We start from the raw sequence: 24,819 nt of genomic DNA, 5'->3' as shown, positions 1-24,819 counted from the left end.
CTACTCGGGGGCTTTTATTTTGCCTATTTTACCGGCTCACCCGTAAACGGGTCGGTATATTCTTTAAAGTTTAATGTATCTTGTGCTATATCTTCTTGTAACTGATTGCGAATATACTCTTTTATCGCTCCTTCATATCTTCCCACCGTATCCACATAATATCCTCTACACCAAAAATGTCTATTTCCATACTTATATTTTAAATTTGCGTGTTTATCGAATATCATGAGGCTACTTTTGCTTTTTAAATATCCCATAAAACTTGATACGCTTAAATGTGGTGGAATTGTTACTAGCATATGTATATGATCCGGACAGCATTCTGCCTCGATAATTTCTACATTTTTTCTCTTACATAAATCTCTTAGAATTTTACCTACATCAGCTTTTATCCGACCATAAATTATTTGCCTTCTATACTTTGGAGCAAAAACAATATGATATTTACATCTCCATTTACTATGTGATAAGCTTTTTACGTCATTCATTGACATTGAACCTCCTATGTTGAAATGTTGTGGTTGCCAGACCAACTCCATTTTAGCACTAGGAGGTTCTTTCCTTTTCTCTAAGAAATTTTACTGACCCCCAGTTTAACTGGGGGTTTAGTCATGCCTATTCGGCGTACAATTACAAAACCCCATAGGCAAGTATACCCATGGGGTTCATATTATTTATTATGTTGCATCTGCCACTTTTGATTACGACGCAAGGTTAATAAGCCTTCTAACACGGCTTCGAATTGTATAAAACTCAATGTATATGGTTGATACATATCTGGTACAACCTTGTAAGTAATAGTAACCTCAGACTTATCGTAATCATAGAAGATACCATGTAAATTACTCATTGTTGTATAACCAGTTTGAGCTTGTTCCAATGTTGGAATAGGCTGATTTTTTAGATTTCCTAGTAGATCGCTAATGAAACCTTCCTTACGACCTTGGTCATTGAGCATTTCATCCATAAAACTACGTAGACTATCCATGCAGTGATTAACCTCGTTGATCTAACAATAAGCCATTATGAATTACACGAACAGCATCTTTTACGCGATCTTCAGCAACAAGACAAGAAATACTAATTTCAGAAGTAGAAATGATTTCAATATTGATACCTTCTTGGCTCAAGATATCAAACATTTGCGCAGCTACACCAGGTTGTCCTAACATGCCTGCACCAATAATGGAAACTTTCGCCATTTTTTCGTCAATATTAACAGCTTCAATATCTACTGCTTTTTGTAATTCTTCTAATACTTCTCGAGCTAATACCACATCATCCATAGCTACTGTAAAGATAAGATCAGTTTTTGGTTCTCCCACGGAACGGATAGATTGAACAATCATATCTACGTCAACGTTTCTAGCAGCTAATGCTTTGAATACAGTCGCTGCAACACCTGGTTTATTTTCAACGCCTACAAGAGCTACTTTTGCTGTATTTGTATCATCAGCTACGCCAGTAATTACGTGTTTATTTGCTTCCACAGTATAATCCTCCCGAATAATAGTACCTGGTTTATCACTAAATGTAGAACGTACATGAATAGGTACACCATAACGGAAACCCATTTCTACGGCACGCGGCTGCATTACACCTGCACCAAGGCGTGCCATCTCAAGCATTTCGCCATACGTTACTTCTTCTAATTTGAAAGCTTCCTTCGCCACGCGAGGATCTGTAGAATATACGCCGTCTACGTCCGTAAAAATCTCACATACATCCGCTTTCATAGCACCTGCCAATGCAACAGCTGTTGTATCAGAGCCACCACGGCCTAATGTCACCATATCACCATATTCAGTTATACCTTGGAAACCAGCAACTACCACAATTTTACCTTCATCCAAAGCTTCAAACACACGATTAGGATCAACGCCCAAAATGCGACCTTTATTAAACGTATCACTACTTGTGATACCTGCTTGATCACCTGTTAAGGATACAGATTCCTGACCACGTTCGTTAAAAGCCATTGCCATCAATGCAATTGTTACTTGTTCACCGGTAGACAACAAGCGGTCCATTTCGCGACCATACGGCTTGGATGTAACTTGTTTAGCTAAGGCCACCAAGTCATCAGTTGTATCACCCATAGCAGATACAACAAGAACGATTTTATCGTCAGCTTGCTTCTCACGAAGAACGCGATCAACAATATTAAATATTTTTTCTGGTGTAGCTACGGAACTACCACCAAATTTTTTAACGATTAAGGCCACAATAATCCCTCATTTAACTATGTTTACTAAATATCAATATGCATATACTTTACCACAAACAAATAGCACTGTAAAGGGATGTACAGCAATTAATCCACTGGAGTGATACAAAACTCCTTTTTATGCGGACATTAAAAATCAAATAATATGTCTATAATATTATGAATATGCATTAAACAATCCTAACATGTATTAGCCATAATGCCATTAAATATCTACTATTAAAAGTTTAACTTTGCCTCATTATTAAACTATGTGAACACATAGATATACAAAAAGACCAGCCCTAGGACTGGTCTTTATTAGTTGTAATAGTTAATTAAGCAACTACGATATCTTTTTCGGATTCCCACAAACCGTGGATATTGCAGTAGGAAACAGCGATCAATTTACCAGATTTTTTCAAAGCTACTGCTAAAGTACCTTCAGAAACTGCTGCTACAGGACCTTCGTTTGCAGTTGCACCGTCACCATGAACGTTGAACTCGATAGCGCCAACTTCGAATGGTAATTGAGTGCCTTCAGCTACGAAGTACAATTTAATCCAATCAATGTGATGTTCTACAGTGTTTGGATGTGCAATGTCTTTACCTACGGATAAAGTAACGTGGAATGTTTCACCTGCTTTTACAGTGTCAACTGTTTCGATAACAGGAACGTGTTTTTCAGTAGCGAAATCGCCAGATTTAATGTAATCATGTACAGCCATAGTTAACCTCCTGGTTAGTCTTATATACATACTTAATGTCAAGAATATTGAGCACCTCTGTGCTTATGACTATATTATACATTTTCGATATAGTTTTAGCAAGTTCTTTTTCGATTTTTTTCGATTTTTTTGAATTAAATCAAAATTCTATTCCTTTAGCAGCTTTTATGCCCTTTTCATAAGCATGCTTTACTACCTTCATTTCTGTTACAGTATCCGCCATATCAATGATTTCAGGTTTAGCATAACGCCCCGTCAAAACAACATGAAGTCTTTTTGGCTTATTTTTAAGCATTTCCACTACAGAGTGCACATCGATAAGCTCATAATTAATGGCATTATTTATTTCATCCATAACAATTAGATCCCATTTGTCGGAATTTACTTCCTCTACTAATGTACGCCAAGCGACTTGTGCTGCTTCTTTGTGACGAGAAAGCTCAGCTTCCCCAACTTCATCCCGTTTATAGTAAATAAAGCCTTTTCCCATAGAGCGAATTTCAACTTGATCACCTAGTTTAGCGAGACCTGCCAATTCACCATAGCCATTGCCGCTCTTAATAAATTGTAATATAAGAACCTTGAAACCTTGTCCAACAGCACGCAAAACAACACCTAAAGCAGCTGTTGTTTTACCTTTACCATTGCCTGTATTAACTAGAATTAAACCTCGTTCATTCATAATAGCTCCTTTAATACGAACCTGCCCCTTAGAACTAACTATTCCCAATCAATAACATCTCACTAGTACTTAGCTATGTAATCGCAACAATACTTATGAATGTATTTACGATAATACTTATAAATGTAATTGCGATAATACTTAATGATATAAACCGATTAAATACATCAATTACTTTTGAGCTTTATAAGTAGCACATGTATCAACAAAGTGTTGTGCCCCTTCATCAGAGCCAGCAAAGTTCAAATGTAAGTAAGAAGCTAATACATTTTTTGTTGCATAGCCGCCGTCATACGATTGAGGTTTACGGCCTCCTTCTAAATGAAAAGCCCATGGGAAGTCATCTATAGTTGGCTCCATTGTAGAGAAATGAAACTCATGACCACGAATAGCTGTATTCATAGCGCCTAATAAAGTATCTCTCTTTGCAGTTGCTGTAACATACCCCACCTTTTGAAGCTTTTGTTGCATCACACAATTGGCAGGTACAATACCTACAGTTTTATATACAAAACCTTCAAAGTCATGAATGCTTTCACAAAGATACATAAGGCCACCACATTCGGCATAAATAGGCATACCTTGTGCATTAGCTTGGCGAATGGATTCCTTCATAGACTCATTGCTAGATAACTGGAATAAAAACATTTCTGGGAAGCCACCCCCAAATACAAGTCCGTCTACATCAGGAATTACCGAATCATTAAGCGGACTAAAATAAACAAGCTCAGCCCCTTTTTCCTCTAACGCAGCAAGACTAGCTGGATAGTAAAAAGAGAACGCCTCATCATAAGCTACACCGATTTTCACACGTTTTTCAATTGTTTTAACATCTATAGCATCTGGTAGTTCGATAGTTGGTGCATTAGTAGCAATTTCCAATAGTGCATCGAGATTTACCATTTTCTCAACAGCTTCTCGAATCGTATTAATCGCCTCTGTTGGATCAATTTCAGTAACCGGTGTAAGTCCTAAATGACGTTCTGGAGAATGCATACGATCATCACGATAAATGGCACCAATAACAGGTACGCCAATTTTATCCATCCCTTCACGAACCATACGCTCATGATTAGCTGAGCCTAAGCGGTTCAAGATGACACCGCCAAAGTTTACCTCTGGGTCATAATCACGGAAACCTTTTGCAATAGCAGCCGCACTTTCACCCATAGCCTTGCAATCAATAACGAGCACCACTGGTGCATTTAACTGTTTAGCAATTTGAGCTGTAGAGCTAACACCTTCTCGCCCACCATCATAAAGGCCCATAACACCTTCAATAATGGCAAGGTCTACATCGTGCGCCATAGTAGCAAAGAAAGGATTTAATTTATGAGGTGGCACGAGCCACGTATCTAAATTATAACTGTCACGGCCGGATGCAATTTTATGAAAGCCCGGATCAATATAATCCGGGCCCACTTTAAAGGATTGCACCGTACGTCCACCATTTGCATAAGCGGCCAATAAGCCCGCTACGATAGTTGTTTTACCAACACCAGAATTAGTGCCAGCAATGACAACACGTGGAATCTGTACTGTGTTCATAGATATTACCTCGTAATACGATGTGTTTGTTAACGATCCTTGCGTTTTGCAAGAATTGTAGATAAGTAGTTGAGTTTAGTATCTTTTGGCATATTATCTAAACCTATAAATACTTGCTCATCAGGCAAGCCTACACGGCTAATCATAACCGCATCATCTGCCATATTATGTTTAATCAAGGTTTCTTGTACTTCATCAAAGTTTTTATATACCTTCATGATAACTGCATCATCTGCAACAGCTAATACAGCATCGATTTTTTCTTTAGGCGCTGTAGCTGGAACGATGGCCAATACCTCTTCCTTCTCTACAATTGGATAGCCAAGGTGAGATCCGATAGCACAGAATGCAGTCACACCAGGAATTGTTTCAATTTCATGACCTGTATTTTCAATCAAACGATATACATACATATATGTACTATAGAACATCGGGTCACCCAATGTTAAGAATACAACACTTTTACCTTCATCTAAGTAAGACAAGATAATGCGTTTAGCCTCTTGCCAACCTTCCTCCTGTGTAGAATCATCCAATACCATTGGGAATACTACGGGAACGATTTCTGTATGTTCTTGAATATATGGGGATGCAATATCAAGGGCTACGGAACCATCTTTTTTTTCTGTTTTAGGTGTGATGATAATATCTGCTTCACCTACGATGCGAGCAGCTTTCACAGTCATTAATTCAGAATCGCCAGGGCCTACGCCAATACCATATAATTTACCTTTCATGGGTATCTCCTATTCTTATAGTCACACTCTATTTATAATTGCAATATCTTTTATTATAACCAATTTATACAATATATACAAAGATACTATTTAATATTTGGAATTGCAGGACGATGTGGGCTACGTTTGCCATACAAATCATCGATACAATCTTGCACATGTTGACGGAAAATATCATGAATCGCTTCATATTCACCTAGAGCACTATGAATTGGTTTAACCGCATATCCTGCTCCAGAAAGTTCATTAACAACACTATCCTCTTCCTCACCAAATAAATCATTTTGTGCATGATCCCCGAGTACCAATAATAAAGGATGTACATAAATTGTTTTTGGACGTTTACCATCAAGCCATTCCCAAGGCATTGCTACATCTGACACATATGGTGCGTTTTCAAGTACAGCAATACGCACATTCGTAAGTCCATTACGGATTAGCTTAAACTGTAAATTACCATATGAAGAATTGCCAGAACCAAGACCTCCATGACCGACCAATAACAAACCATCATCTTTGGAAATATTAAGAGATTTAATGAAATGGTCAATCAAGATTTGGTAATCATCTGGGTGCTCTTCTTGTCCCATATAGTATACGAGAGGTCTACCTACACGTAATACTTCGAGTTGTCCTTCCCCTTCATGAGCAAGGATATTATTTTTCAATTTATCGAACTCTTCACCACCGGTGAAATGAAGTGGCTGCACATATACATGTGTATAACCTTCTCGAATTAGTTTTTCTAACGCCCCTTGTTCAGTAGGAATCTCAATACCACGCTCACGTAAGCGCTTAACGATGATACGAGAGGAAAAAGCTAATTCTACAGTATAATCCGGATACGATTTACGAATATGTTCTACTACGGAATCGATATTATGTTCACGAGCACTGTCCACAGTGGATCCAAAGGCAACAACTAAAATAGCTTGTTTCATGAATGTCTCCTTATATTAACTAATAATGTATCTTAATCATACCATAGACCATTCTATAGGGGCATACCGTGGTACGTATAAAATAGAAATTATTCTTATCTTTCATGGTAAAAGTAAAAATCCTCCTCATTGGATGTCCAACAAGGAGGATTTTTATTAATGTGAAAGAGTGGAGTGTTGTATGTCTAATTATGTAATAGCAAAAATCAAGAAATCAAACCTTGCGCTTCTAAGCGAGAATTTGTCATGACAGGTTTTACGGATTCTCTAGGCATGGGCCGTTTCCGATCAGACATGCGGATAGCTTGACCTAAATGTTTCAAAAATAAATCTTGTACATGTGGGTTTTCCCCAAGCCCTTCATTCCAGATGTCAACATTGTAGCCTTCCTCAGCGAGTAAAGCATAAATGGAATCGGAGCGTTCACCGCCAAGATAATCCATTAAATGTGTAGAACCTATGAGAGCCAATGGTACAACTAATAAATCTTTATGCCCCATACGATCCAAGAAAGTAAGAGCTTGTTTAAAAGTAGGGAAACCATTTGTAGTAAATACTACTACATTTGGTGCTGCACCATACATCGCCTTTAATTGCAATGTACTGAACTCTAATTGATTTTGACCATTCGCCATGAGCACAACAGATTTATTAAGTGCTTTTGTATTAACGTGACGAACAATGCTTTCTAATGTTGCTTCATAATCATCGGCATAATTTTTTACACCTAAAGAGGTAAGCAATGGTTTACCAATATTTACCTGGCTAAAACCATATTCATTGCTATGTAAAAATTTTAATGCTTGTTTGCGCATTTGTTGGTAACACTGATCTGCCACCAATGTAATAGGTTGAATGTACACCTCATCGATACCCATACGAGCGAAATCTTGCATAGCCTCTGTGAAAGAAGAAATCTTATCTTCGTATTTCTCATTCCACTTCTCTACTAATGCATCAGATAAGAATACGCGGCGTACCTCCATATCACTATACATGGAACGTACTTTTTTCTCTATACTGCCAATGGATTTCTCCACAGCATCTTGGTAAATTGATCCAAAGGATGCAATAATTATGCCTTTCATATGTGACCTCCATATTACTCATACATGAAACAACTTTCACAATTGAAAATTGTTATCAACTACTATGTAATAATAGTACAAGATTAATCTATAGAAGTCAATGAGAAAAAATATCAAAATCAACCAAAATAATGTATAACCGATGCAACACCACATAAAACAAGTAAAAACATAACAATGAACTTAATTCGACCTATAAAGGTATCATACATTCTCTTGTCGTCAGCTGTGATTTTGCCTGAGCGATTATGACGCCATAGATCAAAGACACAAGCAATACAAAGAATAATAATCAAAATATACTTCAAATATGACGAGATAATTCACCATTAATAAGCCAAAGAGACCAATTACAATATTCTCAAACATACCAACCTATTAATTTTCTCTAAAAATAAATAAAAAATCAATTTCAGCATTTGATTGTCTCATCATTATAGGTTGGCTTAAAAAATAGCATATATAAAACATATACGTTTACAATAGGAACTACAATAAAGAAAAGCCAAAGACCACTATTTCCACTATCATGAAGACGACGAACAAGTAAACTTATATAAGGTACTAATATAATAATAGCGACTAAGACGTCAATTATAAAAATATTAACAACATAACTATTCAATATATCAGATATATTTATATAACTTAATAACATTGATAGCACAGAAAATAGCATAGTAAATATCATCAGTTCATCTCTAGAAGATCGGCCCTCAAAATTAAAAATATCTTTAATGAGAATTTTTTGGAGAACTTCCATAAACTCAAACTTTTGCTCTTTTATAGCATTACCAGACCTTAATGTATCATCATAGTCCTTTTTACCAATTAAATTATTCCATAATTTTCTAATCTTACTCTTTACAATTTTAATATTTAAAGGATCCATTACTAAATAAGAGCCATCCCAAAATCCGGATGCAGGTCTATCACCATACGAATTCTTTTGGCTTCCAGGAATTAAAAGTAATAAAAAAATCATTCTATTCATTACCATGAAAAAAAAGGGTTTATTAAGAGAAATAGTTGTATCCGATACCGCTAAAATATAATTACTAGGACTTACAAAAAAATCACCACCACAATATAAGGTAATAAGGGAACTAATTACAACAACACATAAAATACCTATATATCTATGAATCCCATAATCTTGACATCGATATCCCAATACAACTAAAAACAATATATTAGTTATCATATCAATCCCATAAAAAAAGGCGCTATATAATCTAGGGTTAACATAAAAACCTAAAGCCATTGTCATTAAGAATATAAATACTATCGCAGCATAATATGTTATTGCTGTTATAATATTTAAACGTCTATTTCTAAAAATATTAGAATCTCCTAATGCTCGTATATTAGCTTTGAATAAATTACAGTCATTAGGGATATTTATTTTAAGATGCATAATCTACCCTTTATATTTAGTAAAATTATTTTGAAAATCTGATTTACTCAATGGTATCCATCCTCCATTTACAATATTCTCAAACATATCTACCAATGGTGTTAAACTCAAAGGAGTCCAACACCATGTTTTAATTAAGAATCATATTAAAATCTAAAAGAATACTATCCAAACTATCACTAATCCATATAAAAATATGATTGCATGAATTGTTAGAATTGAATTAATTATATTTTTCTTTTTTCTCTCGTCGTCAGTATTTATATATTTATAACTATGTAACCATAATATACAACAATATATAATAACCGCTAATACCATACCTAAATAAAAATATATATCTGATACAAAATAGTTAGTTTCATACAGTTTATTTATTAAGTATCCAGCAATTAATACAGCAAGCAATATAAACTCTATTAGGACTTGTGATTTATTCTTTGCTTTATACATAAGAAAAATATCATATAATAACCATATACTAATGCCTAAAATTAATAAATCATATATTATAATCTATTTCCTATTTCATAGAATATAAACCTAGAGGTCTTTTACAAATTGCCAAGATCCCTTACCAAACAATAAGTAAAAAAGCTTTTCTACCTATCCTAGTATTATGTAGTAGATCGTATACATTCTGTTTTAAAAGAATTTGTTCTCTCTCAAAAAAACAAACATAGTCCTTCTCTCTTTTATATGATAATTTTATTTTACTAAAATTTTATATTTATATTTATTATATATCATATTTTGATGGGACGCCTACATAACTACAGTAATAAAAATGATGCCCTGTACTTGTGTAGCGACATCAGGAACGAGGAGCAAACAAGTATAGGGCATCATTTTTAATATATTTGTAGTAATGTTATGGGGCCCCATCAAAATATGCCTAAATAAAGATCAAATAAAATCACTTATATATTCACATATTCATATCCTTATAACCAATAAGAATATAATTATAAAATGTACTATCATACTTTATTCATCACATTAATTTATTAAAAACTTTTTAATTTCTCTATACTTCTAGGGGTATAGGGTTTATTGACACCTGTTTTCCGCTTTGTTACGATTGAAATAAGGTTATATATATGCAATGAATCCATAGTTTTCATATAATAGAACTATGTAAATGATTGCATATTAGTGTAGTTATAGTTATAGATAGGAGTATAGAAATGAAAAAACAATTAGCTTTAGCATCCGCTATTCTAGGTCTTGCAGTATCCTTTGGTGCACCAGTTGTATCTAATGCTGCATATCAATTAAATGAGGAAGTAAAAGATCCTACACCAGCATTGAAAGAAGCCGCTGCAATTGGTGTTCGTACACATAATACAGAAGCTTTACAAAACTTGCCAAACAAAGATGCTATGGTTGTTATGAGCTTTGGTACAACTTATAAAGATACTCGTGTGAAAACAATCGATGCTACTGTAGATGCTATTAAGGCAGCTCACCCAAATACTAAAGTGATAACTGCTTTCACAAGCCATATTATTCGTGATCGTATCCAACAAAAAGAAGGTATAACATACCCTACGCCTGAAGAAGCTTTAGCTGAACTTAAAAAAGATGGTTACACTCGCGTTGCATTGGCATCTCTAGATGTAATTCCTGGTATGGAATATAACTACGATGCAGCAGTATATAATTTATACAAAAATGATTTCAAAAAAATGACACTCGGTACTTCTCTTATGTACTGGATGGGTCAAGAAAACCAAACTGACCAAGTTATTGAAACATTAAAAGCTGTTCAATCCCAATTCCCTAAATTAGGTAAAGAAGATGGTCTTCTTATCATGGCTCATGGTACTCCAGATCCTTCCAATGCATACTATTCTGTAATTCAAGACCGTATCCATACTCTTGGCATGAAAAATGTATTCATCTACACAGTAGAAGGTACACCAAATCTTGAACAAGTTATCCCTCAATTGAAATTACATGGTATTAAACATGTTACATTGATGCCTTTCATGATGGTTGCTGGTGACCATGCAAACAACGACATGGCTGGTAACGAACCAGATTCCCACAAATCCATTCTTGAAAAAGAAGGCTTCAAAGTTGACACTTACATCCATGGTTTAGGTGAAAACCAAAACATCCGTAACTTATTCGTTGAACGTGCTAACGAAGCTTGGGATGCATTAGAAAAATAATCAATATAACTAAGATCGTTATTGCATATATAACATTCATAGGAGTACATCATGAAAAAACTACTACTCGGTAGTATCGCTTTGGTTATGATTGTACTAGCACTAGCTGGGTGTGGTAAAACCACATCCAGCTCTTCTGCTACTACGAAGGAGTTGACCTTTAATGGTCAAACCTATACTGTACCAAAGGATCCACAAAAAATTGCTGTATTATCTAATTCTGTTTTATCTATGCTTTATGCTGTCGATGGTAAAGCCATTAGCCGTGCCAATACAACGGATAAATTAGCCCCAGAATTAGAAGCTCTACCCGCTCTTGGTCAAACTGCAAATATCAACATGGAACAACTATTAGGCTTGAAGCCAGATGTAGTATTGGGTTTAGTAAATCAACATAAAAAATATGAATCCCAATTACAAGCTAATAATATTCCAACCGTACTTTTTGATTACGATGGTATTAAAGATAATGTACCAATGTTAACATTCCTTGGCGAGTTAACCAACCATCAAGATAAGGCTAAATCTGTTATTAATACCTATGAAAGCAATATTACCAAGGTAAAAGATGCTGTTAAGAATCAACAGCCTGCACGTGTTGCTGTATTACGTGCCACAGGAAAAGGTGTAACTGCCGAAACTGATGAAGCAGTTACTGCATCTATGGTAAAAGAACTAGGCATGACAAACGTTGTTGCCTCCCACTTAGAAGGCACAACTAAGGATAAAACTGTCCCTTACTCTCTTGAAACATTGACTGCAGATAACCCTGATATTATCTTTGTTGTTACAATGGGTAAAGAAGAAGAAATTACAAAAGCTATGAAACAAGCTATGACAGATAATCCTGCATGGGCTAATTTAAAAGCCGTACAAAATAACCGCGTAATATACTTACCATCTAAACTATTCCTATTAAACCCAGGACTACAAACACCTGAAGCTATGGCACGTTTAGTTAAAGAAGCATACGGTATTAATGTTACATTCTAACATATTGTATCATGCGAAAGAGGGCATCCCCCAAATAGGGAATGCCCTCTTTTTCTATTAGTATCAAGCTACTCAACTAATCCTTTTACGCGCACATATTTTTTATTATCAAATGTATCAAGTTGTACATCTACAGAGAATACATCTCTAAACAACTCATCCGATATAATTTTACTTGTCTCTCCTGATACTACTAAATGGCCTTCTTTTATAACAGCCATATAATGTGAATATTGAACCGCCTGTGTTAGTTCGTGAAGTACCATGAGAACGGTTAAATCTTGTTCCTTATTTAATCGTTTCAATAACTCCATAATTTCTAATTGGTGATTAATATCTAAATATGTTGTTGGTTCGTCTAAGACTAATAATTTTGGTTGCTGTGCTAGCGCCATAGCAATCCAAACGCGTTGCCGTTCACCACCAGATAGGAATGGGATTAATTGTTCTCGCAAATGATTCGTTTTCGTGATATGTAACGCATAGTCAACAATCTCACGATCTTCTTTAGCCGTGTTTTTCCACCACGTTTGGTATGGATACCGTCCACAATATACCAATTCTTCTACAGTCATATCCTTTGGCATATTCGGTACTTGTGGCAAAAATGCCATTTGCCTTGCCAGATTGTTTTGAGAATATGATTGTAACGGTTTATCAAATATGGTAATACATTCATGAGGACTATGAATATATCCGATCATAGATCGTAAAAGCGTACTTTTACCACAACCATTAGGCCCAATTAATGTCGTAATTTTACCGATAGGAACCGATACATTAATGTCATGTAGAATATGACGATTACCAAGAGTTACGGATAACTGTTTTACATCAATAGCGGTATTCATTAGTTATCCCTCCTCAACAGATACAAGAAGAACGGCGCTCCAAAAAATGCCATAATAATGCCCACTGGTACCTCTATAGGGCTCCACATAACACGTCCTATTGTATCACTGACAACAAGAACTAGTGCGCCTAATAATGCGGATCCAGGCAGTAAATATGCATAGTCGTTACCGATTATAAGACGTAACATATGGGGAATAACCAAACCTACAAATCCGATAAGCCCAGCTATACTTACAGCACCAGCCGCTAAAAGAGCAGCCACTGCAGTCATAATAAACCGTGTTTGTTCTACCTTAAGGCCTAATCCCTTTGCAGTTTCATCACCTAAACTTAAAATGGTAAGTCGTTTAGCTCCTAAACAGGCAAAAATAAGACCAATTATAGCATATGGAAACAGCACTTCTACCTGAGGCCAACTGCGTGCAGCGAGTCCCCCTACCATCCAAAGCAATGCCCCTTGTACACGATCACCGAAGAATACAAGTAGTGCTGAAATACCTGAGCCTAAAAAGGCTGCGACCGCAACACCAGCTAAGATAATACGACTAGGTCGCACTCCATTTTTCCATGCTAATGCATACACCATGAGCGCTGCAGCCATAGCACCTAAAAAGGCCACTAAAGGAACTATATGATCATACCCAGGAAATAAAATAAATATGATAACACCAGCTAGTCCTGCACCAGAGGATACTCCTACAATCTGTGGATCCGCTAGGGGATTTTTCATAACTGCTTGCAAAATTGCACCAGATACAGCTAGACAAGCCCCCACTAACGCAGCTACAATATTGCGAGGCAATCGAATATTCCAAATAATTTGTGAAGATGTATCAGTTAGCTCACTAGACCATAATGTATGCCAAATCTCAGCTAATGATACGGGTGTTGATCCCCAAATAAGAGATATAATCATGCTCGTAATAACGGCGATGATTAAGATACAAATCACTGATACGCGAAATAATTTTCGTTCATTACTTGATGCCATATGAATCCCCTCTCAATAATATATACAGTAAAACCCGAATCGCAAAACTACATATACGATTCGGGTTTTGTATTATTTAGATTCTTTGCCTTCTACGAAGAGCATGTCATTGCGTTTTACGTCTGTATAAAGCAATGCATTACATACGGAGGCAGCGATTGGGCTACCACCTTTGTTGCCTTTTACAGTGATGTAAGGAACCGGAGATACTTCCATCAGATAGTCTTTGGATTCTGCTGCACCTACGAAGCCTACAGGAATACCAATGATAAGAGCTGGTTTAATGCCTTCTTCTAAAGCAAGGCGCAATACTTCATACAATGCAGTTGGTGCATTACCGATAGCAACGATTTGTCCTTCTAATTGTTTGCCAAAGGTACGCATAGCTGCGATGGAGCGAGTTACACCTAATTCTTTAGCCATTTTAGCTACATTTTCATCTTTAATTAAGCAGTGCACTTCATTACCGCGAATTTTAAGAGCTGGCTTAGAAATACCTGTGCGAACCATTTCTACATCTGTATAAATATCTGCACCATTATCCAATGCTTCAATACCTTTTTGAACAGCATCAGGGCTCATTTTTACAAGTTGAGCATATTCAACATCGCCAGACGCATGTACTGTACGAGATACAACGCGCACTTCATCATCTGTTAAGCCTAAATCCTTTACATAATCGTAAATGATTTCCATGCTTTTATCTTCAATAGCTTTAGGATTTTTAACGTAATCCATTAGTGTCCTCCCATAATTTAAAGAATTCATCATTTGATGATACCACGTGACTTTCAAGTTTAACACGCGGACGATCGATAACAATAACATGGATACCAAGATCCATAGCTGCTTGTAATTTTGTATCAGCACCACCTACAAGGCCAGAGTTTTTCATAACTACAACGCTTGCCTGTGTATCGTGGAACATGATGCGGTTCATATCATAAGAAAATGGACCTTGGACAGCAACAATGCGCTTAGGACTCACGTTGAGGTCTTCCATCATTTGTAACACCTCGGCGGTCGGCAAAATACGTGTCCATACTTCACAATCTTGTAAAGCCTCAGATTTAGCAAAGATGTGCATTGTCTTACTACCTGTGGTCAAATACACATGTTTATTGTTTTCCTTTGCCAATTTGCCAGCTAAATTAGCGGCTTCTACCTCATCCACTACGATATGCAATTTATCATAGTCTGGCAATGGCACCTCTTTACGTTCAAAGCGAACAAAAGGAATACCTTCAGCTTTTGCTGCATCTTGGGCCGTAGCTGTAACAATAGCCGCATACGGATGGCTTGCATCGATTAATAAACGTACGTTGTGTTTCTTAATCAAATTTTGCATAGCCTCTTGATCAAGACGGCCCGTATGAACAGTAATGCCTTTATGGGCAGCAAGCTCTGCCCCATATTGACTCACAACAGTAACGAGAACCTCTTCACCTGTCCGTTCTTGGATGTCTACCGCTAAGGTACGACCATCCAAGGTACCAGCGATGACCCAAATCATAATTTGTAGCCTCGAGGTGTAATCATGCGACCATTTTCAACATAGGTTTGACTATTGCCGATAATAACAAGTGTTTGCATATCCACTTCTTCGTTTGTAAAATTCTCAAGGTCAGAAATTACCATGTGTTGCCCTGGACGACCTGCTTTTTGCACGATACCAACAGGTGTTTTAGGATCGCGGTATTTAAGAACGATTTCACGAACTTCATCTAAATGAGTAACGCGTTTTTTACTGCGCGGGTTGTACAAGGAGATAACCATGTCACCTTGTGCACAAAGGTCAGCACGTTTTTTAATTAAATCCCATGGAGTCATCAAGTCACTAAGAGAAATAACTGCAAAGTCATGCATCAACGGAGCGCCTAAAACAGAAGCCGCTACGTTTACAGCACTAAGGCCAGGTACGATATCTACGGAAGGACGTTTTTCTGCTGGTATTTTATTAGCAAGTTCCAACACAAGACCTGCCATGCCGTATACGCCAGAGTCACCAGATGATACAACTACGACTTGATGACCTTCTACTGCTAAATCAACTGCTTGTTGGCAACGATCTACCTCTTGCATCATGGCAGTGCCTACAGTCTCTTTACCTTCAATTAGGTCTTTAATCAAGTCAAGATAAGTCAAATAACCTACAACACGGTCAGCCGCTAAGATAGCTTCACGTGCTTGAGGTGTCATGAACTCTTCATCGCCAGGGCCGATGCCGATTACTTTGATGTTACCTGAGCAATGGCTACCGTTGTTTTGGGATAAATTGTTTTGTGCTGTATTAGTGTTCGGCTCTTGGCCGCTAGTAATGCCGTTGTCTCGCATACGTTTCCTACTCCTATAGTTCCTTTTACAAAATTAGATTCTTTTAATTCTTCTTGTTCAATGAGTGGTGCCATCTCGTCTTGTGTATAGAACACGATAGGCCACCCCATAATTTGCATAGCCTCTAAGAGGCCTACTTCATCTTGTTTAACTATGACCGATGCAGCCGTTACAAGGCTCTTTGGTGAAAGCTTATGTGCTGCTAGCGACTGTTGAATAGCATCAAGAATCAATTCCTTCGGCGTATCTCGACGACAGCCAATGCCCATCGTATACGTACGAGGGCGCAAAATCAATTGATGACCATACTCGGTCATTACTTTATCAGTAATTACAACTCGAGATGAGCCCTCTCCAGCGCTCTCATTTTTACAGGGAATAGACTCAAGTTGATCCAAAGAAACAATATGAACCATACCATGTTTACCAATATGAGCTTTCGCAGCTTGTTCTAAATGCTCTGCATTCGGTAAGCTTGCATCGATATAATAATCAACACGCTCTCCTCCAACGATGGCAGAGTTCACATTGATTAAGGTTTGAAAATCATCTACCAATAGATGCTCGTGGCGCGCCAACACGTCAGGCGCTGGCAATCCGTTTACATCCGTAGCCGTCGTAATAACAGGGTCCGCACCGATGGCCAGCGAAATGGACTGCGTCCATTCGTTGGCGCCCCCAAGGTGACCAGATAATAAACTGATTACATGGTGCCCTACTTCGTCCATTACAACTACAGCAGGGTCCTTGGATTTGTGCTCAATATACGGTGCAATCATGCGAACTACAATGCCGAGTGCCATAATACATAATACTTGGTCGTAATCCTTGAAAATCTGTCCTATGTGATTTTTGAGGGAATCAAAATAAATAGCCTCTCCACCAGAGGGACGGTTTTTCTTTTCAAAGCAATCCGCATGAGGTACCACCAAAGACTTGATACGTTGACCTAGCTTTGCACCTCGTTCAGAAACAGAAAGAATAGCCGTTCTATTCTTCTTAGCTTCCGTCATAGGCGCACCAATTTCTAGTTCTTTCATCATACTAGTCCTTAGCACTGCGGTACATGTGAGCAAAGCCTTTGTCATAGAGTTTAGACAATTCGTATTCACTATCTAATACATGGCTTACTACAATCATAGCTTGGCGCAATACGCCTTCTTTCGCTACGATGTCCGCAATGGTTTCCAATGTGCCGCGGATAATACGTTGGTCTGGCCAAGAAGCTTTTACCACGATAGCCACTGGAGTCGTTTTGTCATAACCACCCTCGATAAGTTCAGCTACAACCTTATCTAACATTTGAACACTAAGGAAAATACACATTGTCGCTTCATGAGATGCTAACATGCGCAATTTTTCCTTTGGAGGCATCGGCGTACGGCCTTCCATACGCGTAATAATAACTGTTTGAGATACATTTGGTAATGTATACTCTTGTTTCAATGCCGCTGCTGTAGCAAGGAAAGAGCTTACGCCCGGTACGACTTCATAAGAGATACCCATGCCAGCCAATGCATCCATTTGCTCTTGAATAGCACCGTAAATAGCAGGGTCACCTGTGTGAAGGCGAACTACACGTTTACCAGCCTCAACGGCCGCTTTCATAACAGCTAAAACCTCATCAAGGTTCATCGTAGCACTGTTATGAATTTCACAGCCTGGTTTACAAGCCTCTAAAATGGCAGGGTTTACCAAGGAACCCGCATAAATTACAACATCTGCCTCTTGCACTAAACGATACCCTTTGCGAGTAATTAACTCAGGATCCCCAGGGCCTGCACCTACGATATGTACGTCAACCATATTACTCTCCTTCTGCGATACGCGTTGCAGATACGATGAAAATTGGACTCAATGGGTCTAACAAATGATAAGGACCAGCCTTGCGGTAACGACTGATAGACATTTGGTAACCTTCATACGTGAAAGGACGACCTTTCAACTCTTTCAGAATGGTATAGCCAGTCTCCATCGTTACAGCCGTCACTACTAAACGGCCGCCTACTTTTAAAAGACGTTGCGCTTCGTCCATGATGCCTGTCATGCCACCAGCGCTACCACCGATGATAACCGCATCAAGCTCTGGCAATTCTTCCATGCCTTCAGGAGCTTTGGATTTGATTACGGTCATATTATTTACATTGAATTTCTTTATATTCTCATTGATAAGGTCGATGCCTTTATCAAAGCGCTCAATGGCATATACATGCCCTTTAGGAGCTGCCAAGGCTGCTTCAATAGAAATAGAGCCCGTACCAGCACCTACGTCAAGGACGATGCTATCCTCCTCGATGCGTGCCTCGTTCATAACGGCTTTACGAATTTCGCATTTCGTCATCGGCACATCGCCGCGTATAAACTCCTCATCAGGAATTCCGAAAAAATGTCTCATCCTAGTACCACCATTACAGAATGACCAAAGCCTTCGAGCTCAGTTAACACCTCTAGCGTAGAGTCTACGATTTTTTCATCATCATAACTCAAGCGCTCAAGGGCTGCCGCTCTCGTTTCTTTTGGCCAACCTGCATCTATTAAAATACGCGCAATATGCGCTGGATTATATTCTGGGTCAGTTAAGAACCCCATCTTTTTACCTGCTTCATACACGAGTTTCTCTGGTGCCGGTTGGCGCCCATGAAAACTCATCAAGTCCGCATCATGCCACACCTCATTGAGTCGAGCAAAGGCAAAGGTCATAGAACTAATACCTGGTACCACCTCAATAGGATTAGCAGTAAATTTCTTCTTTAAATAGGGCAACAAGCTATAATAGCCTGTATCACCACTAACCATGACCACCACGTCATGGCTCTTGAGCTCATGCTCAATTTGTTCGGCTAGTAAACTAAGTTTACCCGTTACAGGATATGTAATTTGTCCAGGCTCTTGAAAGTCCTCTAAGGACCGTTCACTGCCTACCAGTACTGTAGCATGTTTAATTAAATTAAGACCTCTAGGCACCACATAATCAGGATTACCCGGACCAATGCCTACGATATACAAGGTATGTGCCAATGTTCAAGTTCTCCTATCTCTTTTGCATGTTTATCCATTGCCAAAATCTCGCCTTTTAAGGTCGTAATGATGATACCTACCTCTGCTTCGTTCGCAATATAGCGCTCACTACGTAGAGATGCACGATCTACAACACGTTGGTACACACCAGTAAGACCTTCTCGCGCCAAGATAGGGAAGGTAGACTCAGTAGTTTGGCAATTAAATAACTCTTCACAAACTGCTTGCGATGCCCCTTCTAAGGCAGCATAGGCCACGATACTTTCCATGCGGCCATCACTCATGCGATTATGAGTATGGAAGCTGCCACTAGCTAGTTTGATTAACTTACCGATATGCCCAATGATTAAGATTCGCTTGAATCCAATCTGTACAGCCTTTTCAAGCATAAAGCCAATAAAGTTACTCGTTTCTGCCATTTGGTTCTTATGAATACCTAATACTTGCTCTGCAAGATCTTGACCGATACGCCCCGGTACGAGAACAGCTGTTTCACATCCGTTAGCCTTCATAACTTTCAACTGTGGCACTAACGAGTTCTTAAACCCTTCTTCACTCATAGGCTTAACAATACCGGTAGTACCAATAATGGAAATGCCACCTTCGATACCAAGTGTATGATTCAAGGTTTTCTTCGCTAATACCTTACCATTAGGAACACTAACGGTTACCGTTACACCTTGACCATGGACACAAAGCTCTTCAAAGACGATGTTCATCATCGTCCGAGGTCCTGGATTGATAGCCGGTTCACCTGGCGGCATAGCAAGACCTGGTTTCGTTACGGTACCTACACCAAAGCCTGCTCGGAATCGCAGCTCACCAGTATTATCAAGGGTCACTGTCGTTTCCACATCATTGCCATGAGTTACATCAGGATCATCGCCCCCGTCTTTCATGACGGTCACCTTCGCCTCTGTATCGGATATAATCTCTACCGCTTTAATAGGAACCTCAATGTACTGCCCTTGAGGGTTCTCAATGACCACTTGGTCCACAATATTCTTATCTAAGAGGGCCAATAAACCAGCTTTCATACCTGCCGTAGCACATGAACCTGTGGTATATCCACCCTTCATGTCCTCCACTTTCATAAGGCCTCCTACACTGATAGTATTAGAGACTCAAACGAGTCTAACTAACCTATCCTATGGACATATAGTATTAAGAACGGAAGTTAACGAATTGCAATTCTACAGGGATATCCAATTGTTTTAGCATTTGGATTACTGCTTGCAAATCATCTTTATCCTTACCAGATACGCGCACTTGATCCTCTTGGATAGATGCTTGTACCTTAATTTTCATGTTTTTAATTGCTTTTACTACTTCTTTAGCATTTTCTTTAGTAATGCCTTTTTTAATAGTAATGATTTGGCGAACTGTTGCACCTGCTGCTGGTTCAACTTTACCGTAGTCAAGATTTTTAATTGCTACGTTACGTTTAACCATCTTGCCTTTTAAAACATCGATAATGGCATTCAATTTATATTCATCATCACCGATGATTTTGATAGTGTCGCCTTCAAGACTAATTTCTGCTTTAGAGCCACGGAAATCATAGCGCGTACCAATCTCTTTTTTCGCTTGGTTTACCGCATTATCCACTTCCTGCATATCCACTTCAGACACAACATCAAAGGAACAATCTTTAGCCATTTTATACCTCCTACACCTGAACCTGTTGGGCATAAGGTTCATAGCATTACTTTCATCATCCTCATATTCCAAGTGAAAGTGTAAAACTACACCAAATCGGAATACATCTCTATAATTATACCTTAAAATACGCTTATTTTCTAGGTAAATCGATTTTCTTAATTATAATTGTTAGCTATGTATTAATGAAGCTTTTATAAGTATAGTGAAAGTTCTCTAATACGGTTATGCAACGCAATATACAAGACAATAATATAAAAAACTAGCAACATACATAATACATGTATATTGCTAGTTTCTGTATAACGCTATTATGTTGTATTTAGTTTATAGCTAAGAACTATAACTAAAAATACTAATTAAGCCAAAACTAAAGACAATACAAATTCAAAGGAATTCTACAACCCATTATATTATAAAACGTTTACCGCATCATATGTAGGTTGTACAAGCCATTCGCCTTTGGAGTTCATGATTCCCCATTTACCTTTAGACTTAACAGAGCTGAAACCATGGTTAAAGGACTTAGCGTCTTCAATAAGTTTGTTTGTATCTCTAAATAAAATATGACCATTATTATCTATGATTGTATAGCCCTCTTTACCAGTATGAACCCATGTTACAGTATCGTTGTTGAACGGTTCAATAGTTGCTTCTGTTTGAGCAGAATACAAGGATTTACCACTATTCATATCGATAAGGTTTTTAACATGATCTTTCACAACCACTAAACGATCAGTCCCTGCAAAGGAAATAGAATCATATTTGAAGGTTACTACTTGCTTACCTGTTGATACATCGAAAATGCCCCATTTCTCAGTCTTATTGTCTCTTAACGCTAATAGACCATTTAATTTATCCATTTCACCTGCATCGTAATCGCCTGGTTGAATAACAACTTCACCTTTACGGTTCACAAAGTATAAGTTACCAGCATCTTTGATTACCGTACCATAAGCTGTGATAGGCCATACTTTATCTTTTTTGCTGTCGATTACGATATTACCAGAACGATCGATATAGCCACGTTTTGCACCATCATAGGCAAAACCACCTACGTGATAATGTTGACCACCTAAAAGCGCACCTCCAAGGATACCGCCCACGATGAAGCCACCTACAAGACCACCTAAATTAAAGCCACTCACAGAGCGGCGGTATTCAGCCAGACCATTACGGTATCTATATACCTCTTTAGATGGAGCATTAAATAATTCTTTACCAGTACCATCAATCGCTACGATTTTACCTTTAGCATTTTTAACAAAAGCACGGTCTTCGCTAAATCCAGTCACGATTTGACGGAATTGTGGAGCAATCACTACTTTATCATCAGTAGTTTTAAAGCCATATTTACCTTTTTCTTTAAACTCTACATAAGAATCACTTGCATACTCTTGAGTTGCTTCTTGTTTTACACGTTCTTTTAAAGCTTCCTCTTCAGAGATTTCTACACCCTTAGGCGTAACCCAAGTGTCTGTTTTCTTATCTACTTGAGCTAACACATTGCCCGTTTTATAATCAACATCTTTAATTTCTTTATACTTAGGCTCAATGGCAACGGTACCGTCTGGACGGATAACACCCCATTTACCACCTTGTTTCATAGCTGCTAATACACCATGTTCAAGGACTTCGTCATTTTTGAAAGTAGTGCCTTTACCAGATTTTAAAGATTTAGGTGCATTGCGATAAGGATTTAATGCACTCGCCACATCAGCTGCTATATAGCCAGAAAGTGCACTACGCTCTTCAATTTTTTGAGGAGTCATAACACCTACACTAGCTTTTGTGCTTTTAGTGGAGCTAGAGCTCTCTGTACGCACAGTAGAAGTTGATGTAGTCGTTGTATGTTGCTCACGAGTTACACGTGTACTAGTAGATGTTGGTGTATCGTGATTTGTTACCGTTGTGCTACTAGTAGATGTTGTAGTAGATGCCGCAAAAGTTGTTGTAGACATAGCCGCTAACACACATGCGACTAATACAGATTTCTTGTTAATATTCATAAACCTCTCCTTTTATAGAATAAGCTATAACCATACAGTCATTAACATACATATATAGTTCATAAAATATACTGTTATAACTAAACACACGGTTTTACAGTAAAAAAAGTTCACACATAAATAATGTATAAAATTTAATAATTCAAATTATACTATATGGACCTTCATAAAAACAACGAATTATGAAAAATTCTTCATTTTTATTTTATTTGTTATAATAATACGTATGAAAACAGCAACAATAATCGACTTAATTGTAGATTCTGATGTACACACACAATCTATAAATCATATTATAAAACAACAGCATATCTCCCAGCGCATGAGACGACGTTTACGAAGTGATGGCATCATAACAATTAATGGTAAACCTGCTACCTGGAATACGCTCATTCACGGTGGCGATCATCTCATTATGAAGTTAACACCAGAGCAAGAGTTTAGTTTAAGCCCTATGGAACTAGATATCATATATGAGGACGAATATATTTTAGTCATTAATAAGGCGGCTGGTATTCTTATGCACCCTACTTCTACCGTACGAGATCATACGCTAGCAAATGGTGTACTTCATTACTACCAAGAAACAAATCAGCATTATGATTTCCATCCCGTACACCGATTAGATAAGGATACCTCAGGTATTGTCATCATTGCTAAAACATCAGTGGTCCAACATGCTTTTGATAAAAAACACACCTATTTTTACAAAAGCTACGACGCCATTGTAGAAGGACATCTCCCGTCTGTGCCTATAAGCATTAACTGGCCTATAGGTCGTAAACCAGGCAGTATCATTGAGCGTTGTTGTACAGACCAAGGAAAGCCGGCTCGCACAGATATAACAGTGATTAGTAAAAATACAAGCAAAATTAACTATAGTAAAAACAACTCTGATAATTTGATTAATAATAGTAATATATGTCCAACTGACAACTCTCTAATAGATCATAATCACTTTACTCATGTGCAATGCTTATTACACACAGGGCGCACTCATCAGATTCGAGTTCATTTATCTCAACTAGGGTATCCACTAGCTGGTGATGACTTATACGGTGGTCATCTAGAATTTATTCAACGCCAAGCACTGCATGCATCGCACGTAAGCTTTTACCATCCCATAACAAATGAATGGATCGAACTGCATGCAGAGATGCCAGAGGATATGAATGTATTGCTGAACGATTGAGCTGATATAACACCACTAAATAAATGCTAACACACAGAAATAACCCACATGGGTCACAAAATAAGACGAAATTTATGCATAAGTTATACAAAAAATATTGGCCCTTTATAGTGTTTCTTGATATACTTAACTTGAATTGATATATGATTGCAATAACAGAAATGCATCTAGTTCTTACAAACTAGAAATATTAGCAGTCACGGTATTAATAACATGATATAACAGGCCCTATGGCCAAGGAGGA

The 24,819-nt window shown here is 37.8% G+C and carries 25 protein-coding genes; 3 read left to right on the top strand and 22 right to left on the bottom strand.

What is annotated here, in order from left to right:
• Positions 1 to 23: 23 nt before the first annotated feature.
• The 10 genes from tnpA to FNLLGLLA_RS04000 form a co-directional block, all read right to left on the bottom strand.
• Complete coding sequence (tnpA, locus tag FNLLGLLA_RS04045; protein ID WP_038125930.1) at positions 24 to 488, bottom strand: IS200/IS605 family transposase; 465 nt, start codon at positions 486 to 488, stop codon at positions 24 to 26.
• A gap of 182 nt (positions 489 to 670) precedes the next feature.
• Positions 671 to 988, bottom strand: coding sequence for a hypothetical protein (locus FNLLGLLA_RS04040; protein WP_004696238.1), 318 nt, complete (start codon positions 986 to 988; stop codon positions 671 to 673).
• 7 nt (positions 989 to 995) lie between these two features.
• Complete coding sequence (locus FNLLGLLA_RS04035; RefSeq protein WP_004696945.1) at positions 996 to 2,225, bottom strand: aspartate kinase; 1,230 nt, start codon at positions 2,223 to 2,225, stop codon at positions 996 to 998.
• 319 nt (positions 2,226 to 2,544) lie between these two features.
• On the bottom strand, positions 2,545 to 2,934 hold the full coding sequence (locus tag FNLLGLLA_RS04030) for a class II SORL domain-containing protein (RefSeq protein WP_004696242.1): 390 nt from the start codon (positions 2,932 to 2,934) through the stop codon (positions 2,545 to 2,547).
• A 139-nt stretch (positions 2,935 to 3,073) separates the two neighbouring features.
• Positions 3,074 to 3,616 carry a cob(I)yrinic acid a,c-diamide adenosyltransferase gene (gene cobO, locus FNLLGLLA_RS04025; RefSeq protein ID WP_077708516.1) on the bottom strand — a complete coding sequence of 181 codons (543 nt, stop codon included), beginning with the start codon at positions 3,614 to 3,616 and terminating at the stop codon, positions 3,074 to 3,076.
• 171 nt (positions 3,617 to 3,787) lie between these two features.
• A complete protein-coding gene (locus FNLLGLLA_RS04020) occupies positions 3,788 to 5,164 on the bottom strand; it encodes a cobyrinate a,c-diamide synthase (protein WP_077708517.1) in 1,377 nt (458 codons plus the stop codon).
• 29 nt (positions 5,165 to 5,193) lie between these two features.
• Positions 5,194 to 5,901, bottom strand: coding sequence for a precorrin-2 C(20)-methyltransferase (gene cobI, locus FNLLGLLA_RS04015; protein ID WP_077708518.1), 708 nt, complete (start codon positions 5,899 to 5,901; stop codon positions 5,194 to 5,196).
• An 86-nt stretch (positions 5,902 to 5,987) separates the two neighbouring features.
• Entirely contained in the window at positions 5,988 to 6,842 is an 855-nt protein-coding gene (locus FNLLGLLA_RS04010; RefSeq protein ID WP_156697603.1) for a sirohydrochlorin cobaltochelatase, read from the bottom strand.
• Between the two features lie 206 nt (positions 6,843 to 7,048).
• Entirely contained in the window at positions 7,049 to 7,930 is an 882-nt protein-coding gene (locus FNLLGLLA_RS04005; protein WP_004696252.1) for a sirohydrochlorin cobaltochelatase, read from the bottom strand.
• 412 nt (positions 7,931 to 8,342) lie between these two features.
• Positions 8,343 to 9,347 carry a DUF805 domain-containing protein gene (locus FNLLGLLA_RS04000; protein WP_156697604.1) on the bottom strand — a complete coding sequence of 335 codons (1,005 nt, stop codon included), beginning with the start codon at positions 9,345 to 9,347 and terminating at the stop codon, positions 8,343 to 8,345.
• Between the two features lie 1,187 nt (positions 9,348 to 10,534).
• Here FNLLGLLA_RS04000 and FNLLGLLA_RS03995 point away from each other — a divergent pair.
• The gene (locus FNLLGLLA_RS03995; protein ID WP_004696254.1) at positions 10,535 to 11,524 is read left to right on the top strand and encodes a sirohydrochlorin cobaltochelatase; all 990 of its coding nucleotides are present in this window, start codon (positions 10,535 to 10,537) and stop codon (positions 11,522 to 11,524) included.
• A gap of 51 nt (positions 11,525 to 11,575) precedes the next feature.
• Positions 11,576 to 12,517, top strand: coding sequence for an ABC transporter substrate-binding protein (locus tag FNLLGLLA_RS03990; protein ID WP_008601258.1), 942 nt, complete (start codon positions 11,576 to 11,578; stop codon positions 12,515 to 12,517).
• A gap of 68 nt (positions 12,518 to 12,585) precedes the next feature.
• Here the strand turns inward: FNLLGLLA_RS03990 and FNLLGLLA_RS03985 are convergent, their stop codons facing one another.
• The 12 genes from FNLLGLLA_RS03985 to FNLLGLLA_RS03930 form a co-directional block, all read right to left on the bottom strand.
• Positions 12,586 to 13,368, bottom strand: a complete 783-nt coding sequence (locus FNLLGLLA_RS03985; protein WP_008601260.1) for an ABC transporter ATP-binding protein — start codon at positions 13,366 to 13,368, stop codon at positions 12,586 to 12,588.
• The gene (locus FNLLGLLA_RS03980; protein ID WP_156697606.1) at positions 13,368 to 14,363 is read right to left on the bottom strand and encodes a FecCD family ABC transporter permease; all 996 of its coding nucleotides are present in this window, start codon (positions 14,361 to 14,363) and stop codon (positions 13,368 to 13,370) included. Before FNLLGLLA_RS03980 ends, FNLLGLLA_RS03985 begins: the two co-directional genes overlap by 1 nt.
• Before the next feature lie 72 nt (positions 14,364 to 14,435).
• A complete protein-coding gene (locus FNLLGLLA_RS03975; RefSeq protein WP_004696261.1) occupies positions 14,436 to 15,101 on the bottom strand; it encodes a precorrin-8X methylmutase in 666 nt (221 codons plus the stop codon).
• Positions 15,088 to 15,876: a precorrin-6A reductase gene (gene cobK, locus FNLLGLLA_RS03970; protein WP_008714166.1), complete on the bottom strand. Its 789-nt coding sequence runs from the start codon at positions 15,874 to 15,876 to the stop codon at positions 15,088 to 15,090. The genes FNLLGLLA_RS03975 and cobK overlap by 14 nt, the downstream gene beginning before the upstream one ends.
• On the bottom strand, positions 15,873 to 16,562 hold the full coding sequence (cobJ, locus tag FNLLGLLA_RS03965; RefSeq protein WP_232055015.1) for a precorrin-3B C(17)-methyltransferase: 690 nt from the start codon (positions 16,560 to 16,562) through the stop codon (positions 15,873 to 15,875). The genes cobK and cobJ overlap by 4 nt, the downstream gene beginning before the upstream one ends.
• Positions 16,563 to 16,591: 29 nt before the next feature.
• A complete protein-coding gene (locus tag FNLLGLLA_RS03960; protein WP_174892432.1) occupies positions 16,592 to 17,737 on the bottom strand; it encodes a cobalt-precorrin 5A hydrolase in 1,146 nt (381 codons plus the stop codon).
• Between the two features lie 4 nt (positions 17,738 to 17,741).
• Positions 17,742 to 18,503 carry a precorrin-4 C(11)-methyltransferase gene (gene cobM, locus FNLLGLLA_RS03955; RefSeq protein ID WP_004696269.1) on the bottom strand — a complete coding sequence of 254 codons (762 nt, stop codon included), beginning with the start codon at positions 18,501 to 18,503 and terminating at the stop codon, positions 17,742 to 17,744.
• 1 nt (position 18,504) lies between these two features.
• On the bottom strand, positions 18,505 to 19,092 hold the full coding sequence (cbiT, locus tag FNLLGLLA_RS03950; protein ID WP_004697307.1) for a precorrin-6Y C5,15-methyltransferase (decarboxylating) subunit CbiT: 588 nt from the start codon (positions 19,090 to 19,092) through the stop codon (positions 18,505 to 18,507).
• Complete coding sequence (cbiE, locus tag FNLLGLLA_RS03945; protein WP_155086149.1) at positions 19,089 to 19,715, bottom strand: precorrin-6y C5,15-methyltransferase (decarboxylating) subunit CbiE; 627 nt, start codon at positions 19,713 to 19,715, stop codon at positions 19,089 to 19,091. Before cbiE ends, cbiT begins: the two co-directional genes overlap by 4 nt.
• The gene (cbiD, locus tag FNLLGLLA_RS03940; protein ID WP_155086148.1) at positions 19,691 to 20,809 is read right to left on the bottom strand and encodes a cobalt-precorrin-5B (C(1))-methyltransferase CbiD; all 1,119 of its coding nucleotides are present in this window, start codon (positions 20,807 to 20,809) and stop codon (positions 19,691 to 19,693) included. The genes cbiE and cbiD overlap by 25 nt, the downstream gene beginning before the upstream one ends.
• Before the next feature lie 70 nt (positions 20,810 to 20,879).
• Positions 20,880 to 21,374 (bottom strand): YajQ family cyclic di-GMP-binding protein, encoded by a 495-nt coding sequence (locus FNLLGLLA_RS03935; protein ID WP_004696277.1) that lies wholly within the window; start codon positions 21,372 to 21,374, stop codon positions 20,880 to 20,882.
• Between the two features lie 413 nt (positions 21,375 to 21,787).
• A complete protein-coding gene (locus FNLLGLLA_RS03930) occupies positions 21,788 to 23,383 on the bottom strand; it encodes a WG repeat-containing protein (RefSeq protein WP_156697609.1) in 1,596 nt (531 codons plus the stop codon).
• Positions 23,384 to 23,609: 226 nt separating this feature from the next.
• Here FNLLGLLA_RS03930 and FNLLGLLA_RS03925 point away from each other — a divergent pair, with 226 nt between their 5' ends.
• Positions 23,610 to 24,575: an RluA family pseudouridine synthase gene (locus FNLLGLLA_RS03925; protein WP_008601276.1), complete on the top strand. Its 966-nt coding sequence runs from the start codon at positions 23,610 to 23,612 to the stop codon at positions 24,573 to 24,575.
• Positions 24,576 to 24,819: the final 244 nt, after the last annotated feature.

This window comes from Veillonella parvula (assembly GCF_902810435.1).
In the GTDB taxonomy this organism is placed as follows: Bacteria; Bacillota; Negativicutes; order Veillonellales; family Veillonellaceae; genus Veillonella.
This window is presented reverse-complemented; position numbering and strand designations above follow the sequence as displayed.